Here is a 17,541-nt window from a genome sequence, read left to right as displayed (position 1 = left end):
GAGGGCCTCGCCGACCTGTACGAGCCCGAGGCGGTGCTGGCCTACCCGCCGGGGCAGCTCACCGTGGGCCGCAAGGCGATCACGGCGCTGTTCGAGCGGATGCTGGCCCAGCGCCCGCACTTCGAGGAAGAGGAGCCGCTGCCGACGGTGCGCTTCGGCGACCTCGCCCTGACCTCGACCCGACCCAGAGACGACACCGGCGGCCGGACCCAGGTGGCCCGCCGCCAGCCGGACGGGTCCTGGCTGCGGATCATCGACCGGCCGGGGGCGCCGTAGTCACAGGCCGAGGTAGATCTGCCGGACGCGGGGGTCGTGGCGGAGGGTGGTGGAGGTGCCGGTCATGGCTACTTCGCCGTTCTCCATCACGAGGCAGGTCGTGGTCGCTTCGAAGGTGAGCTTGGCGTTCTGCTCCACCAGCAACAGGGCGTGGCCGGCGGCACTCAACCGGCGCAGCACGGTGAGAATGTCGTCGATCAGCTTGGGGGACAGGCCCATGGAGGGTTCGTCGAGGAGGATCAGCTTGGGGTTGGCCATGAGGGCGCGGCCGACGGCGAGCATCTGCTGCTGGCCGCCGGAAAGGGCGCCGGCCAACCGGTGGCGCATCTCGGCGAGCATGGGGAACAGGTCGAAGACCTCGGACATGGTTTGCTGGACGGCGGTTTTCCAGGGGAGGGTGTAGGCGCCGAGGAGGAGGTTCTTCTCGACGGTGAGGCCGGGGAAGACGTGCCGGCCTTCGGGGACGTAGCCGATGCCGCAGCGGACGATGTCGCGGGCCTTGGTCCTGGTGAGGTCGTGGTCACCGAAGCGGAGGGTGTCGGCGTGGCGGGGGACGAGGCCCATCAACGCTTTCAGGGTGGAGGTCTTGCCGGCTCCGTTGGCGCCGACGATGCCGACGCACTCGCCGGCGCCGACGGTGAAGCTGACCGAGTTGACCGCGCGGACGCCGCCGTAGTGGACGGACAGGCCGGACACGACGAGGTCCTGGGCAACGAAAGTCATCGCACGGACTCCGCTTCGGTGATCAGGTCGGCGGTGTTCATCGAGTCGCCGAGGTAGGCCTCGATCACCTCGGGGCGGGCGGCGACCTCGGCCGGGGTGCCGTCGGCGATCACCGCCCCGCTGGCGAGCACGGTCACCCGGTCGCACAGGGACATGACCAGGCCCATGTTGTGCTCGATCAGGACCACGGTGACTCCACTGTCCCGAATGGACCGCACGATCTCCCGCAGCTGGCCGACCTCCTGGCCGTTGAGTCCGGCGGCGGGCTCGTCGAGCAGCAGCAGCGAGGGGTTGGTGGCCAGCGCGCGGGCGATCTCGACCCGGCGCTGGATGCCGTAGGGGAGCGAACCCGGTGTGGTGCCGGCGAAGTCGCTGAGGCCGAAGCGGTCCAGCAGGGCGTCGGCCCGCTGCCGCAGAGTCCGCTCGGACCGCCAGATTCCGATGGGCCACAACAGGTACCGCCAGACCGACCACATCGAGGTGCGGTCCAGCGCCACCAGCAGGTTGTCCCGGACGGTCAGCTGGCCGAAGAGCCGCAGGTTCTGGAAGGTCCGGGCGATGCCGAGCCGGGAGAGCTGGTGCGGGCGGCGGCCGGTCACGACGGTTCCGTTGACCGAGGCGCGGCCCGAGGACACGGTGTAGATCCCGCTGACGATGTTGAACAGAGTCGTCTTGCCGGAGCCGTTCGGGCCCACCACGCCGCGGATCTCGCCGGGTGCGACGGTCATCGACACGCCGGTGAGCGCCTTCAGCCCGCGGAACTGCTTGCTGATGCCGGAGATCTCCAAGCTCGCACCGGAACCCCGAGACTCGTGCCCGCTAGGTTGGAACGGTTTGAGGACGGCCCGCTCCTCGCCCGCGCGGCCCCGGCGTAGCGCACGATGGATCCGGCCGGGGATGCCGGCGAGGCCGGTCGGCGCGAACACCACCATGAGCACGACGACCGCGCCGAACCCGAGCTGCGCGTAGGTGGCGAAGTCGGTCAGCGCCTCGCGCAGCAGGGACAGCGCGAGCGCGCCGACGACGCAGCCGAGGATGCTCTGCCGGCCGCCGATGATCACCATGGCGAGCAGCAGGAACATGTTGGCGATGCTGAAGGTGTCCGGCGCCACGTACCGGATGAGCCCGGCATAAAGTACTCCAGCCACCCCACCGTAGAGGCTCGCCAGCACGAACGCGGTCATCCGCAGCACCGGCACCGGCGCGCCGATCGCCCCCGCGGCAAGGGAGTCGTCGCGCATCGCCCGGAGTCTTCTACCCAACCCGGTGCGCACCAGGAAGACGGCGAATCCCAGGGCCAGGCCGAACACGATCAGCTCGACGTAGTAGTACAAATACTCGCTGGACAGGTCGATACCGAACAGCGGCGGCACCGGGATGCCGGAGACGCCGTCGGCGCCGCCGGTGACCGCGGAGTTCGTCACCCAGTTGGTGAACGCCAGCGCCAGCCCGAGCGTGACGATGCCGAGGTAGTGGGACTGCATGCGCAGCGCGGGAACGCCGACGAACAACCCGATCAGCGCGGCGGCGAGGACGGCGAGCACCGCCGCGGTCCAGAACCCGAGCCCGGCCTTGGTGGTGAGGATCGCGACCGCGTACGCGCTCACCCCGAAGAACGCCACCTGCGCCAGGTTGATCTGCCCGCCGACCCCCATCGCCAGGCCGAGCCCGATCGCCAGCAACGCGAACACGATCGCGATGTCCACGACGTGAATGCCATACAGGTCAAGCTGATACGGCAGATACCAGGCCAGCACCCCGACCGCGGCGACGCTCGCGATTCGCCACCTCATGCCCGGTTCACCGTCCGCTCGCCGAACAGGCCGGTCGGCTTGATCATGATGATCACCGTGAAGGCCAGGAACACCACCAGCTCGGAGTAGGCCTGGAAGTGCCCGGCGGCGAAGGAGTCCAGCACTCCGATGGCCAGCCCGCCGATGATCGCGCCGCCGATGTTGCCGAAGCCGCCGAGGATCGCCGCGGCGAACCCCTTGATTCCCAACGATCCGCCGAGCGTCGGGTTGACGTAGAGCATCGGGGCGACCAGCGCGCCGGCCAGGGCGGCCAGGCCCGCGCCGATGGCGAAGGCGATGGCGTTGCTGCGGCCGACGTGGATGCCGACCGCGGTGGCCGCCTCGTGGTCCATGGCCACCGCCTGCATGGCCGCGCCGCGTTTGGTGCGCTGCAGGAACAGGATCAGCGCCACGGTCGCGACCGCGGCGATGGCCAGCACGACGAGGCTGTAGGTGCGGATCCGGATGCCGAACAGGTCCAGCGGTGCCGTGTCCACAGGGGACGGTACGGCGTGCCCGGTGGCGCCCCAGATGATCGTCGCCAGCGACTCCAGCACGACGCCGAAGCCGATGGTGCCGATCAGCATGAGGTCGAAGTCCTTGTTCTCCAGCGGGCGCAGCACCCGCTCGATCACCAGCCCGATGAGCCCGGTGACCGCCATCGCCACCACGATCGCCAGCGCGAACGGCAACTTCGCGGACATGTAGAACGTGGAGGCCGCGTAGGCGCCGATCATGACGACCTGGCCGTGGGCGAAGTTCACCAGGCCCATCGTCCGGTACACGATCGAGAACCCCATGGCGACCAGGGCGTACACGGCGCCGAAGCTGAGCCCGCCCACCAGGGTCTGGAAGAACACTTCCATAGCTGCTCCTCTTGGGAAGCAACGTGACGTTGCTTTCCTTCTAGGCCATGAACGTCACGTTGCTTTCCCGAGCCCTCAGCTGGCCTGTTCGGCGACCAGCTTGCCGGTCTTGATCACACCGATCGACGTCGCGTGGATCCCCACACCGGTCTCGTCGTAGGCGAAGTTGCCGAGCAGCCCGGCGTACTTCGTCGCCCGGATCGCGTCGGCCAGCTGCTGACCGGTGGCCACGTTGCTGCTCTTCAGTGCGGTGAACACGATGTTGGCCGCGTCGTGGGCCTTCGCGCCGTGCAGCTCCGCCTCCTCCTTGTAGGCTTCCTGGTACGCCTTGGCGAAGGCGCGGGACGCCTCGCTGGTCTCGTTGGACAGATACGGCGAGCTCACCACGGTGCCCTCGGCGTTGGCGCTTCCGGCAGTTTGCAGGTACACGGGCGTGCCCATCGGTGCGGTGCCCGCGATCGTCGTGGTGAGGCCCAGCTCGCGGGCCTGCTTGACGATCAGGCCGGCCTCGACCTCCTCGGTGCCGACGAACAGCACTTCGGGGCTCTTCTGCCGGATGGAGGTCAGCACCGCGCTGAAGTCCTTCTGGTCGGTGGTCACGACCTGGTCGTCGACCGGCGTGACCCCGCGCGAGGTCAGGGACTTGGTGAAGGCGTCGCGCTCGCCCTTGCCGAAGGAGCCGTTGTTGGTGATGAGCGCGATCTTCTTCAGCCCCTTGGTGTCGACGAGGTACTTGACCAGCGTCTCGTCGTAGGTGGTGCTGGTCGGACCGTTGAGGAAGGCGAACGGGCTCTTCGCGGCCACGATCGCCGGCGACTGGCCGGAGGTGATGTTGGGGATCTTGGACTGCTGCAGGATCGGGATCATCGCGACGGTGACGGCGCTCTCCGCGGTGCCGATCATCGCGATGTAGCCCTCACTGGCGATCTTGCGGGCCAGGTTCGTGCCGACCGTCGGGTCCCCGGTGTCGTCGAACACGTCGAGCTTGATCTGGCGCCCGTTGATCCCGCCCTTGGCGTTCCACTGGTCGGCGGCGAGCTTGGCGCCCTTCCACTCCCACTGGCCGAGCGAGCTCAACTGTCCACTTTGGGCGTTCACCACCGCGATCTTGATCGGGCCCTCGTTGCTGGTGTTCGACGGGGAGTTGCTACCCGGGGCACTGCACGCGGTGCTCACCGCGACGGCCAGCGCCGCCGGCAGCGCGAGGAACCGCGCTGTCCGTGATACAGCCATGAATGTCACCTCGTTGTGCGGAATTGTTTTTTGGCTATTCGAAGACACCGTGGTAGATGTCCTTGATGTTCCAGTGCCCGGGTGTGGGAACCGGTTCGTTGACCATCGGAACGTCCAGTACCGCCGGGCGGCGCCGGCGGACCGCCTCCTGCAGCGCCGCGCGGAGGCCGCCGGGTTCCTCGACGAGGTAGCCGTCGGCACCGCAGGCGCGACCGTAGGCGGCGAAGTCGGGGGAGTAGGGCTCGCCGGCCGGATCGCGGAACTCGCAGCCGAAGCTGCTGCCGAAGTTGGCCGCCTGCAGGTCGGCGATCGTGCCGTGGGCGCGGTTGTTCATCACCAGGAAGATCACCGGCAGGCCCTGCTCGACGGCCATCGGCACGGCGGGCAACTGGGCGCTCATGCCGCCGTCGCCGATCAGCGCGACAACGACCCGGTCCGGGTCCGCGAGTTGCACGCCGATCGCGGCGGCCGGGCCGAAGCCCATTGTGGACAGTCCGCCGGGTGTGACGAACCGACCTTCCGGCGGCAGCTCGTAGCACTGCGCCACGCCGTTCTTGTTCCAGCCCACGTCGGTGACCAGCACTGTGTTGTCGGGGACGGCGTCGCGCAGGTCGGCGAGGATCCGTTCCGGGCGCAACGGGAAGTCGTCCGCGCGGCCGCGCTCCCGGCTGGCGTCGAACAGCTGCCGACGCTCGGCGGTGATCGTGTCACGCAGCTCGAGTCGACGGGCGGGCGCCAGTTCGGTTGCGGCGCCGGCGATCGCGGTGACGGCGAGGGTCGCGTCGGCGACCGCGCCGATCTCGACCGGGTAGTTTCGCCCGATCTCGGCCGGGTCGATGTCGATCTGGATCAGCTTTCCCGGCGGGAACCGCCAGGTGTAGTCCGGGTTCCAGGAGCTCGCGTCGGTCTCGGCGAACCGGGTGCCCAGCGCCAGCACCACGTCGGCGTGCAGCGCGTACTTGTTGGTGAAGTCCAGGCCCCAGAAGCCGGTCATGCCCAGCACCAGCGGGTGCCGGTCGGCGACCGTGCCCTTGGCCATGAGCGAATGGGCGATCGGAACGTCCAGGTGCTCGGCCAATCGCAACAGCGCGATGCGACCTGGCTCGCCGTGCAGCCCGCCGCCGACGTAGATCAGCGGCCGCTCGGCGCCGGCCAGCAGCTCCGCGATCCGCCGGGCGTCCACTTGCGACAGATCGGGCGCCGGCGCGTGCGCGACCAGCGGATGCTCCGAAACCGGGATCTGCCGGGAGAAGATGTCCATGGGCACGTTCAGCAACACAGCGCCTGGTCGGCCCGAAGTCGCCGTCCAGAATGCCCGCTCGGTGAACCGCAACAGGTCCTCGGCCCGCTGGACGCGCCACGCGCGTTTGACAAATGGTTGAAATATGGCTGCCTGGTCGGCATCGGCGTGCAGGTTCACCTCCTGGTGCGGATGCCGGCCGTAGAAGTAGGACGGGATGTCGCCGGCGATCGTGACCAGCGGAACCGAGTCGAACGCGGCCGTGGCGACTCCGGTGACCGCGTTCATCAGCCCGGGGCCGACGTGGACGAGCAGGACGCCGGGCTTGCCGGTCATCCGGGCGTACCCGTCGGCGGCGTGCGCCGCGGCCTGCTCGTGCCGCGCCATGACGAACCGGATGTCACTGCGCCCCAAGGCATCCAGGAACGCGATGTTGGTGTGGCCGCACACCCCGAAGACGTAGTCCACGCCATAGGACGAAAGTTGCGCCACCAGCGCCTCGGCGGCACTTGTCATGGTCATTGCTCGCCCCAGACGGACATTCCGCGCAGCATCAGCGTCTTGATCACCGTGTAGTCCTCGATCATCTGGGCCGGCGCCTCGCGGCCGAAGCCGGAGTCCTTGACCCCGCCGAAGGGGACGTGGTCCAGCCGGTAGTTCGACGACCCGTTCGCCACCAGCCCGCCGACCTGAAGTTCGCGCCAGGCCGTGATGATCGTGCCGATGTCACGGGTGAACAGCCCGGCCTGCAGCCCGTACCGGCTGTTGTTGCAGGTCTCGATCACCTCGGCCAGGTCGTCGAAGGGCAGCACCGCCACCAGCGCGCCGAACACCTCCTCGCGCACCACGGAGCTGTCCGGCGGGGGAGCGGCCAGGATGGTCGGGTGCAGCGTCGCGCCGTCCCGGGTGCCGCCGAGGACCAGCCGCGCGCCCCGCGTCACCGCCTCGTCGGCCCATTTCTCCACCCGCGCGGCGGCGTCCTCGTCGACCATGGACCCGACATCGGTGGCGTCGTCGAGCGGATCACCCACCCGCAACGAGTCCACTTCGGACCGGAGTACCTCGAGAAACTCGTCGAACCGCCCACGCTGCACGTAGATCCGCTGAACCGAGATGCAGCTCTGCCCGGAGTTGGTGTAGCCGGTGCGGGCGCAGACCCGGGCCGCGTGCGCGATGTCCGCGTCCGCGCAGACGATCGTCGCGGCGTTTCCGCCCAGCTCCAGCACGAGCCGCTTGGCGCCGGCCGCACGGGCGACCGCGGCCCCGGTCTCCGGGCTGCCGGTGAAGCTGATCACGTCCACCTCGCGGGCGCCGCACAGCGCCGCGCCGACCTCGCCACCGCCGTGCAGCAGTTGCACCGCTTCGGCGGGCATGCCGGCCGCCAGCAGCAGGGCGACGACGGCCGCGCTGGTCGCCGGCGCCTGGGGCGGAGCCTTGACCAGCGTGGTGTTCCCCGCCGCGAACGAAGCGCCGAGCTTGTGTGCCAGCAGGTTCGCCGGCGCGTTGAACGGGGTGATCGCCAGCGCCACCCCGGCCGGCGCCCGGTAGGTCAGCGCGGTGTTGCCGGCCCCCCGCGCCCAGCCCGCCACCGGCAGCAGCTCGCCGCCGATGCGGCGCGTTTCCGCGGCGCACACGGCGAACGTGTCGGCCACCCGGTCCAGCTCGCCGCGACCGTCCTTGAGCGGTTTCCCCAGCTCCAGGGCGATCAGCCGGGCGATGCCGTCGCGGTGCTCGGTGGCCAGGTGCGACGCCCGCTCCAGGATGCCGGCGCGGGTGGCCGGGGCGAGCGCGGCGACGGCTTTCCGGCCCGTGCGGGCGAACGCGAGCGCGGCCGCGATCTGGTCGGGGGTCGCCGGGTAGGAGCGGCTGACCACCGCGCGGGCGTAGGGCCCGGTGCGCGCCATCGGTGTCCCGTCCGAAACCCACTGGCCGGCGACGTAGGCCGGCGCCTCGACGGGCGCGCCGGTATCCGCCGGGCGGAGAATGTCCTGCACCACCACTACACCCTTCCGAACCACCAAGCGGTACATCTGGACCGCTCTACGGACTGCGTGTAACGTACGGCCAGCCACCATCACTGGCAAGTCCTCGAGGTGAAGACGTTATGGACGCCGCGGTGGCGAAGCGGCGAGGATGAAGGGTCGTTGTGGCAGAGGGGAACAACGCGGTGAAGCAGGACACGGACGTGACCACCCCGCACCGGGAGGACACCGAGTCGCAGGGCGTGCGCAGCGTGCAGCGCGCCTTCGACATCCTGGGCCTGCTCACCGAGACGCAGCCGGTGATCTCGATCGCCGAGATCGTCCGGGCCACCGGGCTCGCCAAGACCACGGTCATCCGGCTGGTGCAGACCCTGGAGCAGAACGGGCTGCTGTGGGCCACCGCCAAGGGCTACATGGCCGGCCCGAGCCTGTGGCGCTGGGCGCACCTGGCCCGCGCCACGTGGGAGCTTCCGCCCGAGACCAAGGAGTTGATGCGCGGCCTGGCCGCGAGCCAGCGGGAGACGGTCAACCTCTACGTCCTGCGCGACATCTGGCGGGTGTGCGTGGCGCAGCAGGAAAGCCCGCAGCCACTGCGGCACGTCGTGCAGGTCGGTGACGAGCTGCCGCTGTGGGCCGGCGCCTCGTCGAAGATCCTGCTGCGGGACGCCGACCGCGCGCTGCTCGCCCGCATCGCCCGCGGCTCGCCCTACGGCCCCGGGCACGCCGCCACCTTGAAGACAGAGATCGACGAGGCCGTCCTCCGCGGGTTCGCCGTCAGCCACGGCGAGCGCGAGCAGGGCCTGTCCGCCGTCGCCGTGCCGGTGACCGGCCGAACCGGCGCCACCGTCGCCGCGCTCTCGCTGAGCGGCCCCACGGTGCGGTTTCCGGACGAGCGGGTCCAGGAGTTCGTCGCGGCGCTCATCGAGGTGGCCGGTCATATGACCGAACGAGGATTCGACCATCCCTTCAAAGCATAAAAGGGGGTTGGCGAATGAATTCTCGACCATTGCACGGAATTCGGGTGCTTGACCTGACCAATGTGCTGGCCGGTCCCTACTGCAGCTATCAGCTCATGCTGTTCGGCGCCGAGGTGGTGAAGATCGAGCTGCCCGGGTCCGGGGACCTGGCCCGCCATCTGGGGCCGGAGCCGGAGCTGAACCGGGCCGGCGTCGGGGCGTCGTTTCTCGCCCAGAACGCGGGAAAGAAATCCGTCGAGCTCGACCTGAAGGACGCCGGGCAGCGGGCGGTCTTCGAGGATCTGGTGCGCGGCGCGGACGTCCTGCTGGAGAACTTCCGGGCCGGGGTGCTGGCCCGCCTCGGGTTCGGCTGGGAGCGGCTGCACGCCCTCAATCCGAGCCTGGTCTACTGCGCGATCTCCGGGTTCGGCCAGACCGGACCGATGAGCCAGGCACCGGCCTACGACCAGATCATCCAGGGCCTGTCCGGAATGATGAGCATCACCGGCACCGAGGACACCGCGCCGCTGCGGGTCGGGTTTCCGGTCTGCGACACGGTCGGCGGGCTGATGGCCGCGCTGTCCATCTCCGCGGCGTTGTGCGGCCGGAACCGCACCGGCGAAGGCTGCTTTCTCGATCTCTCCATGCTCGAGGCGTCGATCTCGGCGATGGGCTGGGCCGTGTCCCATTATCTGATCAGCGGGGTGCCGCCGGAGCCGATGGGCCGGCAGAACGTGACGGCCGCCCCGTCCGGCACCTTCCACGCCGCGGACGGCCCGCTCAACATCGCCGCCAACCGGCAGTCCCAGTTCGAGAAACTGTGCCGGGCACTGGATCGGGCCGACCTCATCACCGACCCCCGGTTCGCCGACCGCGAAGCCCGCAAACGCCACCGCGAAGCCCTGGACGACGAGATGAACGCCGCCCTCAAAGCCCGCACAGCGGCCGAATGGGAAGAGATCCTGCCCGCGATCGGCGTCCCCGCCGCGCGCATCATGTCGGTGCCGCAGGCGGTCGAGTCCCCGCAGCTGGCTCACCGCGGCTTCTTCACCGACCTGCCCTTTCCCGGCGACGGCACCCGAACCGTGCGCGCCAGCGGCAACGGCGTGCTGATCGACGGCGAGCCGCTCCGCCCGCCCGCCCCGCCACCCGGCCTGGGCCAGCACAACGCCGAAACCGCCGACCTCGTCGCCCGGTGGCGGCATCCCGTCGCGATCGCCGACGAGGCAGCCCGATGAACGCCACCGTGTCCGACGTCGCCGACTGGTGGGCAACAGGTGTCTGCCGGATGGAACCCGGTGTCGTGGAGCTGCGCGGCATCCCGGTCCAGGACCTGATCGGCTCCACCGGCCTGGTCGCCACGGTCTGGCTGCTGACCCGGGGCGCCCTGCCCGACCCCCGCGAGGCGGCGCTGCTCGAGGCGGCGCTGGTGGCCGCCGTCGACCACGGCCCGCAGGCGCCGTCCATCGCGATCGCCCGGATGACGGTCACCTGCGGCGTCGGGCTCAACAACGCGATCGCCTCCGGTGTCAACGCCCTCGGCGACGTGCACGGCGGTGCCGGCGAGCAGTGCGTCGAGTTGCTCAACGAGATCGTGCAGCGCGAGGCGGACGGGCAGAGCCTGACCGGTGCGGTGGCCGAGGTCATCGGGAAACACCGGTACGTGCCCGGGTTCGGCCACCGGTTCCACCCGGTCGACCCGCGGCGGGATCCGCTGCTGGCCCTGGTCGACCAGGCCGCCGCCGACGGGGTCGTGGCCGGCCGGCACGCCCGAGCCGCGCGAGCCGTGGAGACCGCCCTCAACACCGGCCGCGCCAAGCCCGTGCCGATGAACATCGACGGCGCCACCGCGGTCATCTACGCCGAGCTCGGCTTCCCCCCGCCCCTGGCCCGCGGCCTGTTCGTGCTCAGCCGAAGCGTGGGAATCCTCGCCCACGCCTGGGAGGAATCCACCCAGGGCCGCCGCAACAAGGGCCCCATCCCCCCGGCTGTCCTGCCGACCTACCTGGGCGATCCCACCGGATGACCGGCCGCCCGGTTGTCGCTTTTGACCTGTTTGCCTGAATTTTCGCGACAGTCCTTTGTGGGCGTCCATGGACGACGGAACGTCATCGGTCAATTGCCGGACGTCCACTCTTCGCGCGACCAATCCATCTTATGGCGCATATTTGAGGCAAACGGCGCCGGACCCGAATCGGCCGTTCGGCTGAATCCTCACCATTTGTGGATTCGGTGTGGAACTTCTTGCCTCAGGCGCTTGTGGAACCTTACGCTGCAGACACCTTCAGCCGGTGGAGCGGCGGCCACCGGGCCAATGGTTATTGAACGTTTCGGGTTGCCACGCGGCAGGAGATTGAAGCATGCCTATTCCACGCATCCTCTTCGGCTTGCCGTTGATCGCGGCCGGGGTCTGGCTGCCGGCCGCCGGCGCCGATCCGACACCGGCGCCGGCCAACACCGTCGGCATGGACCACGAGGTTTTCACCGTCAAAGAGATGACGATCCGCCAGGGTCAGAAGCTGACGCTGGTGAACAACTCGCGCTGGCTGCACATCATCGGACCGGGCGAGGGCGGCAGCCTGATCGCCGAGACCGGAAACCCGATGCGTGACCGGGTCCTCACCGAAACGAACGACACCTATACGACGGCGCCGTGGAACGAACCCGGCACGTACAACGTGACCTGTTCGATTCATCCGGAGATGACCGTCAAGGTCGTCGTCACCCCCTGCGACAGCTGCTGCTCACCCGCCGGGTGCGGGTAGGCGGCGCGGCCGGTCGCCGGCCGCGCCGGATCGGTTCAGCCAACGAGTTCTGGGAAAGGAGGTAAGTCATGAAGTCTCTGGTTCGCAGCCTGAAGCACGCTCGCTACGCGATGGGTTCACTGAGCGCGGTGCTGTTTGCCGCCGGCGTCGGGGAGGCCCTGTAACCCAATGGATCGCTCGTGACGGCCCATTCGTTTCGCCGTCGCGCGGTCGAATGAGGACCGGGCGGCGTTCCACGATGAGCGGCGCCCGTGTCCCAATGACGGTTTTGCGGAATAAAGAGGAGTTGCCATGCTCGCGACCGGGATCCGGCAGTTCCGGATGGCGATGGGAATGGTCTGGGGGCGCCGGCTCAACACGCGCGGTATCGCCCGGCTCGTCGACGACGCACTCGCCACGCTCGCCGAGTTCGGTGAGCCCGGTGCGGATGCGCAGCAACTGCTCGACGGACCGCTGGCGGATCCGGCGGCCCGGAAGGACTTCGCCGACCACGGCGTGCGGCGCACCGCCATCCGGCTCGCGGCGCGGTCGCCGTTCTACGCGCGCCGGTTCGCCGCCGCCGAGGTGCGCGCCGACGAGCTCGACGCCGCGGGACTCGGGGCGATCCCGGTGACCGTCAAGCGCGATCTCATCGAACGGCAGGACGACTTCCAGTGCGCCGGCGTGCCGCGCCACCTGACGACCCGCACCACGGGCACCACAGGACGTCCGGCCGAGATCTGGCTTTCCCGCTACGAGCTGGAACTCTGGGCGGGCCTGGGCTCACTGGCCGGCGTGCTCCGCGGCGAGATCGGCCCGGACGACATCCTGCAGGTCAGCATCAGCTCCCGCTCGACCGGCGCGGTGCAGCTGGACGTCGCCTGCTGCAACCTCGTCGGCGCCGGCTGCCGCGTGCTCGGCATCGTGCCGCCGGACGAAGCGCTCGACAACCTGGCCGCCGGCGGAGCCACGCTGCTGGCGACCAATCCGAGTTATCTCGCCGAGCTCGAGACGGCCGCGCGGCGCCGGGGCATGGGCCCGGACGACTTCCGGCTGCGCCGCATCGACGTGGGCGGCGAGGTGCTGTCGCCGAACCTGGCCGCGGCCGCCCGCGAGATGTTCGGCACGGACAACATCAGGGACGTGTTCGCCATGACCGAGGTGGTACCGGTCAGCGGGCGCACGTGCGGCCAGGGCCACCTGCACCACGACATCAACATGGGGCTCGTCGAGTATCTGGACCTCGACACCGGCGAGCCGGCGGCGCCCGGTGCGCTGGCCACCGTCGTGGTCTCTCCGTACTACCCCTACCGCGAATGCATGCCGGTGTTCCGGTACGACACCCGCGACGTCGTCCGGTGCCTGCCCGAGGAGGCGCTGACCTGCGAGGTGGCCGCCCTGCCCGGCACCGGTCCGATCGTCGGCAAGGCGGATCAGCTGCTGCGGCTCGGGCCGGCCGACATCGTGACCCCGCGGCAGCTGATCGAAGCCATCGAAGCGCTGCCGGCCCGGCCCTGGCCGGCCCGCTACCGGGCGGACATCCACGACGGGCGGCTTCGGCTCACCCTGCCCGCCTCGGCGATCGCCGGCCTCGGCGAAACCGAGGCGGCGCGCCACTTCGCCGACCGCGGTATCGACGCGGACCTCGCCTTCGTGGGCGACGAGGCGGCGCACTCGCTGCGCCGCGTGCGCAGCGATCTGCACGAGACGACGTTCTTCGCCCCCACGCTCATCGGAGCCTGACATGTTGGTGAGTACTCAGTTTTCGCTGTCCATGTTCCAGCTGGTCGTGGCCATCATCGGCGCGCTGGTGGCCAGTCTCGGCGCACTGGTCTACTTCCGCCGGGTCCGCCTGGAGCGTCCGGCGATCGGCACGTTCAACAGCCGCGACGTGATGATCCTGTTCACCTTCCTGGTGGTCCTGCCGGGCCTGTACCTGGTGCTGCCCCGGTGGGGCCTGGAGAGCCTGCTGATCCTGACCTTCACCGCGGCGCTGGCCATCGGCTTCCGGCCGGTGGTCAGCCCGACCGTGCTGTGGCTGGGCATCGGAGCACTGATCGGCTTCAACTTCTACGTCGGCCTCAACCTGCTCGGCACCGTTCCCGGCTGGCAGGTCTTCTGGGCCGAGACCAGCCTCATCACCCTGCTCAGCGCGGTCTCGGTGGCCAACCTCTATGTCCAGGGCGGAATGCAGCTGCGGCACATTTCCTGGTTCGCCCTCGTGCTCGCGGTCTACGACGTGATCTTCACGATCGTCTGGCCGGTGTCCAACTACCTCGTCCGCGAGTTCGTCGGCCACCCGCTCTTCCCGGCCGTCGGCATGCGGATCAGCTACGACGAAGCCATCATCGGCCTCGGCGACCTTCTGGTGTACGCCGCATTCACCATCGCCGCGGTCAAGGCCTACGGCCGGAAGGCGCTACGCCTCGCCCTGATTCTCATCGTCGTGTTCGGTGCCGCGATGCCGACGCTGTCCGGACTCCTCATCAACTACATCGACTCCCGCTCCGACGTGATCATCCCGGCACAGACCTGGTTCGGCCCCGCGGCGTTCCTCGCCTACCTCTGGCTGCGCCGCCGCTACGGCCGCGAACGCACCATGCGCGAGTACCTCGCCAGCTCCGACGCCCCCGGCCGCACCCCAACCCCCGAAGCCCCGTCCGCGCCCCGCGCCACCGAGGAGGTGCCGGCACCCGAGTCGGTCACCGCCTGACTGGCTGGGGTGCAGTGAATGCGTCATTCACTGCACTGAGCGCGCTGAATGACGCATTCACTGCACCTACCGGACCTGGCGGTCGGTCTCGGCGGCGTTGGCGACCGCCTCGGCGGCGGCCTCCGCGGCCTGGGCGGCGTCGGCGGCGGCCTGGGTGGCGAGCTCCTCGGCGGTTTCCGGGTCGCGGGTGGCGGGCGACTTGGGCAGGGCCTCGGTGAAGGCGCGGGACACGTTGGCGAGCGCCGAGGTTACCTCGCTGGGGATCACCCAGACGGTGTTGCCGGGGCCCTGCGCGAGCTGGGGGAGGGCTTGGAGGTACTGGTAGGCAAGGAGTTTGGGGTCGGGGTCGTTGCGGTGCACGGCCTGAAACACCTGATCGATGGCCCGGGCCTGGCCTTCGGCCTCGAGGATGCGGGCGGTGCGGCTGCCTTCCGCGCGCAGGACGGCGGCCTGCTTGTCGCCCTCGGCGGTGAGGATCTGGGACTGGCGCTGGCCTTCGGCGTTCAGGATGGCGGCGCGCTTGTCCCGCTCGGCCCGCATCTGCTTCTCCATCGCGTCCTTGATGGTCTTGGGCGGGTCGATGGCCTTGATCTCGACGCGGTTGACCCGGATGCCCCACTTGCCGGTGGCGTCGTCGAGCACGCCGCGCAGCTGGCTGTTGATCGTGTCGCGGGAGGTGAGAGTGCGCTCGAGATCCATGGAGCCGACCACGTTGCGCAGCGTGGTGACGGTGAGCTGCTCGACGGCCTGCAGGTAGCTGGCGATCTCGTAGGCGGCCGCGCGCGGGTCGGTGACCTGGAAGTACAGCACCGTGTCGATCTCCACGACCAGGTTGTCCTCGGTGATCACCGGTTGCGGCTTGAACGAGACGACCTGCTCCCGGAGGTCGATCGTGGTCCGCACCCGGTCGATGTACGGGATGACGAAGTTGAGGCCCGGCTGCAGCGTGCGGCTGTACCGGCCGAGCCGTTCGACGTTGCGGGCCCGCGCCTGCGGCACGATGCGCACCGACCGCAGCACCGTGGAGATGACGAACAGGGCGACGAGCACTCCCACGATCAGGAGGGCGATATCCATGGGTTCTCCCTGGGGTAGACGATCGCAGTGCTTCCCTTGATCTCCATGACGTCGACGACCGTGCCGACCGGGATCGCCAGGGTTTCGTCGTAGGCGCGGGCGGTCCACTCCTCGCCGCCGATGCGGACCAGACCGTCGGTCCCGGTCACCTCGCGCAGGACCTGGGCGGGCTTGCCGATGAGCGCGTCCACGCCGAACCGCTCCAGCTGCGGCTGGTGCAGGTGCCGCAGGACGGCGGGACGGATGAGCACCACGCCGGCCGTGGACGCGGCGGCGAACATCAGGAGCTGGACGGGCAGCGGCAGGCCGAACGCCGCGAACCCCGCGGTGACCAGCGCGGCGGCGCCGAGCACGCCGAGCGCCGCGGTGAGGGTGAGGATCTCGACGACACCCAGCACCAGGGCGAAGATCAACCAGATCAGCCACGCCTCCATGCGGCGACCTCCCCCTCGATCCGCCGCGACCTCCACACCTGACAAGTGTCTCACAACCCCGGCGCGTGGCCTGGTCTTTCCCGGCCCAGCCCGCCGCGCCAGGCCTGCTGCCGGAGTGTCGCATGTGGACCTCGGCGCGACCGTCTGGAATGGACATATGACGGAGGACTTTGGTCGGCGTTGAACCATCCCGGCGCGAACGCGTAATACCCGGTGGGAATCCACTCTCAAACGAGGTAGGAGACATGACGAAGCGCATCTCGGTGTCTGCCATGCTCGGAACAATCTTGCTGGCCGGGGTGACCGCGTGCGGCGGCGGAAGCAGTGGGACAACCGCCGGCGGGTCGGGTGGTGGGTCAGGCGGCCCGTCGGTCTCGATCGTCGAGCCGGCCGATGGGGCCACGATCAAGGCCCCGTTCCAGCTCAAGGTCAAGTCCAGCGAGTCCCTCGGGCCGACACAGTCCGGCCAGCACCATGTCCACCTCTTCTTCGACGGCAACGACAAGAAGTACGAGGTCGTCGAATCCGACAACCTGGAGATCAGCACCTCGTCGAAGGCGGTGGCGGGTCTGACCCCGGGCCGGCATGAGTTGGACATATCGCTGCGCAACGCCGACCATTCGCCGGCCGGCGCCGAGACCAAGATCATGGTTGAGGTCGGTGACAGCGGCGGGTCGCAACCACCGGCCAGCGGTGGCGGCGCGGGCGGCGGCGGGAATGGTTACTGAGCGGCAACCGCGACTGCGCCACGAGATCGTCCGGCGCAACAACGCCAAGACGCGTTGGTTTCACGCGGGCGTCTATGTCGCCGTTCTGGTGCTGCTGTTCACCGGCTGGTGGCTCACGCTCGGTGAAGAGGGCGAGCCGAGCGTGCTGTCGTCGTTGTTCGGCGTGCCGGACACCGAGCTGCACACCTTCGCCGGCTGGGTGTTCGCCGGCCTGGTCGCCCTCGGCGTCGTGCTCGGCTGGCGCGCCGCGCGGACCCTGCTGGTGGACTCCGTGCGGTTTCGCCGAACGGATCTGCGGTGGTTCGCGCGGTGGCCGGCGGCGCTGTTCACCGGGCGCTTCGGCCGCCACGAGGGCCACTTCGACCCCGGTCAGCGGATCATGAACCTGGTCCTGATCGTGCTGCTGCTCGCGTTGATCGCCAGCGGCGTGGGGTTGGTCGTCGTGTCCGGTGGCCCGCTGTTCGTTGTGTACAACCGGATTCACCGGTGGTCGACCTACCTGGTCACGCCGGCGATCATCGGCCACATCGTCATCGCCGCCGGGGTGCTGCCCGGCTACCGCGGCGCCTGGCGCGCCATGCACCTGGGTGGGCGGCTCCGCGCCCGGGTGGCGGAGCGGCTCTGGCCGGCCTGGCTGGAGCGGGAACGGCAGCGGTGATCCGGGAAGGCAACGTCACGTTCATGCCGTAGAGGGCCACGCCGAGCTTGGTGAGGATGGCGGAGACGTGGTGGTCGACGGTGCGGTTGGGGTGCGATGAATTCCTCATTCACTGCGC

17 protein-coding genes are annotated in these 17,541 nt (G+C 69.5%); 9 read left to right on the top strand and 8 right to left on the bottom strand.

Features of this window, described 5'->3' with window-relative positions; translation table 11 throughout:
- A partial coding sequence (locus VGR06_RS27330) for a DUF4440 domain-containing protein (protein WP_327562007.1) occupies window positions 1-276 on the top strand: 276 nt, incomplete at its 5' end.
- Here VGR06_RS27330 and VGR06_RS27325 read toward each other — a convergent pair.
- From VGR06_RS27325 to VGR06_RS27300, 6 genes are all read right to left on the bottom strand, one after another.
- Entirely contained in the window at window positions 277-999 is a 723-nt protein-coding gene (locus VGR06_RS27325) for an ABC transporter ATP-binding protein (RefSeq protein WP_327562006.1), read from the bottom strand.
- Window positions 996-2,792, bottom strand: a complete 1,797-nt coding sequence (locus VGR06_RS27320) for a branched-chain amino acid ABC transporter ATP-binding protein/permease (protein ID WP_327562005.1) — start codon at window positions 2,790-2,792, stop codon at window positions 996-998. The genes VGR06_RS27325 and VGR06_RS27320 overlap by 4 nt, the downstream gene beginning before the upstream one ends.
- Entirely contained in the window at window positions 2,789-3,658 is an 870-nt protein-coding gene (locus tag VGR06_RS27315) for a branched-chain amino acid ABC transporter permease (protein ID WP_327562004.1), read from the bottom strand. Before VGR06_RS27315 ends, VGR06_RS27320 begins: the two co-directional genes overlap by 4 nt.
- A gap of 75 nt (window positions 3,659-3,733) precedes the next feature.
- A complete protein-coding gene (locus tag VGR06_RS27310; RefSeq protein ID WP_327562003.1) occupies window positions 3,734-4,891 on the bottom strand; it encodes an ABC transporter substrate-binding protein in 1,158 nt (385 codons plus the stop codon).
- Between the two features lie 34 nt (window positions 4,892-4,925).
- Window positions 4,926-6,653: a thiamine pyrophosphate-binding protein gene (locus VGR06_RS27305; protein ID WP_327562002.1), complete on the bottom strand. Its 1,728-nt coding sequence runs from the start codon at window positions 6,651-6,653 to the stop codon at window positions 4,926-4,928.
- Complete coding sequence (locus tag VGR06_RS27300; RefSeq protein ID WP_327562001.1) at window positions 6,650-8,128, bottom strand: aldehyde dehydrogenase family protein; 1,479 nt, start codon at window positions 8,126-8,128, stop codon at window positions 6,650-6,652. The genes VGR06_RS27305 and VGR06_RS27300 overlap by 4 nt, the downstream gene beginning before the upstream one ends.
- Before the next feature lie 170 nt (window positions 8,129-8,298).
- Here VGR06_RS27300 and VGR06_RS27295 point away from each other — a divergent pair, with 170 nt between their 5' ends.
- The 6 genes from VGR06_RS27295 to VGR06_RS27270 all read left to right on the top strand — a co-directional run bounded on the left by VGR06_RS27295 (window position 8,299) and on the right by VGR06_RS27270 (window position 14,526).
- A complete protein-coding gene (locus VGR06_RS27295; RefSeq protein WP_327562000.1) occupies window positions 8,299-9,090 on the top strand; it encodes an IclR family transcriptional regulator in 792 nt (263 codons plus the stop codon).
- A 14-nt stretch (window positions 9,091-9,104) separates the two neighbouring features.
- Entirely contained in the window at window positions 9,105-10,307 is a 1,203-nt protein-coding gene (locus VGR06_RS27290) for a CoA transferase (protein ID WP_327561999.1), read from the top strand.
- Window positions 10,304-11,095, top strand: coding sequence for a citryl-CoA lyase (locus VGR06_RS27285; protein WP_327561998.1), 792 nt, complete (start codon window positions 10,304-10,306; stop codon window positions 11,093-11,095). The genes VGR06_RS27290 and VGR06_RS27285 overlap by 4 nt, the downstream gene beginning before the upstream one ends.
- 334 nt (window positions 11,096-11,429) lie before the next feature.
- Window positions 11,430-11,834, top strand: coding sequence for a hypothetical protein (locus tag VGR06_RS27280; RefSeq protein ID WP_327561997.1), 405 nt, complete (start codon window positions 11,430-11,432; stop codon window positions 11,832-11,834).
- A 291-nt stretch (window positions 11,835-12,125) separates the two neighbouring features.
- Complete coding sequence (locus VGR06_RS27275; protein WP_327561996.1) at window positions 12,126-13,556, top strand: AMP-binding protein; 1,431 nt, start codon at window positions 12,126-12,128, stop codon at window positions 13,554-13,556.
- Window positions 13,557-13,563: 7 nt separating this feature from the next.
- A complete protein-coding gene (locus VGR06_RS27270) occupies window positions 13,564-14,526 on the top strand; it encodes a hypothetical protein (protein WP_327561995.1) in 963 nt (320 codons plus the stop codon).
- 66 nt (window positions 14,527-14,592) lie between these two features.
- Here the strand turns inward: VGR06_RS27270 and VGR06_RS27265 are convergent, their stop codons facing one another.
- The gene (locus VGR06_RS27265) at window positions 14,593-15,603 is read right to left on the bottom strand and encodes an SPFH domain-containing protein (protein WP_327561994.1); all 1,011 of its coding nucleotides are present in this window, start codon (window positions 15,601-15,603) and stop codon (window positions 14,593-14,595) included.
- On the bottom strand, window positions 15,585-16,037 hold the full coding sequence (locus tag VGR06_RS27260; RefSeq protein WP_327561993.1) for an NfeD family protein: 453 nt from the start codon (window positions 16,035-16,037) through the stop codon (window positions 15,585-15,587). The genes VGR06_RS27265 and VGR06_RS27260 overlap by 19 nt, the downstream gene beginning before the upstream one ends.
- A 272-nt stretch (window positions 16,038-16,309) precedes the next feature.
- On the opposite strand from VGR06_RS27260, the gene VGR06_RS27255 reads away from it, so the two are divergent.
- Together VGR06_RS27255 and VGR06_RS27250 are read left to right on the top strand one after the other, a co-directional pair.
- On the top strand, window positions 16,310-16,765 hold the full coding sequence (locus VGR06_RS27255; protein ID WP_327561992.1) for a hypothetical protein: 456 nt from the start codon (window positions 16,310-16,312) through the stop codon (window positions 16,763-16,765).
- On the top strand, window positions 16,755-17,423 hold the full coding sequence (locus VGR06_RS27250) for a cytochrome b/b6 domain-containing protein (protein WP_327561991.1): 669 nt from the start codon (window positions 16,755-16,757) through the stop codon (window positions 17,421-17,423). The genes VGR06_RS27255 and VGR06_RS27250 overlap by 11 nt, the downstream gene beginning before the upstream one ends.
- Window positions 17,424-17,541: the final 118 nt, after the last annotated feature.

It is taken from the genome of Actinophytocola sp. (genome assembly GCF_036002505.1).
Classification (GTDB): domain Bacteria; phylum Actinomycetota; class Actinomycetes; order Mycobacteriales; family Pseudonocardiaceae; genus DASYTH01.
The sequence above is the reverse complement of the archived record's forward strand: the minus strand, read 5'-3'. Positions and strand labels throughout refer to the sequence as shown.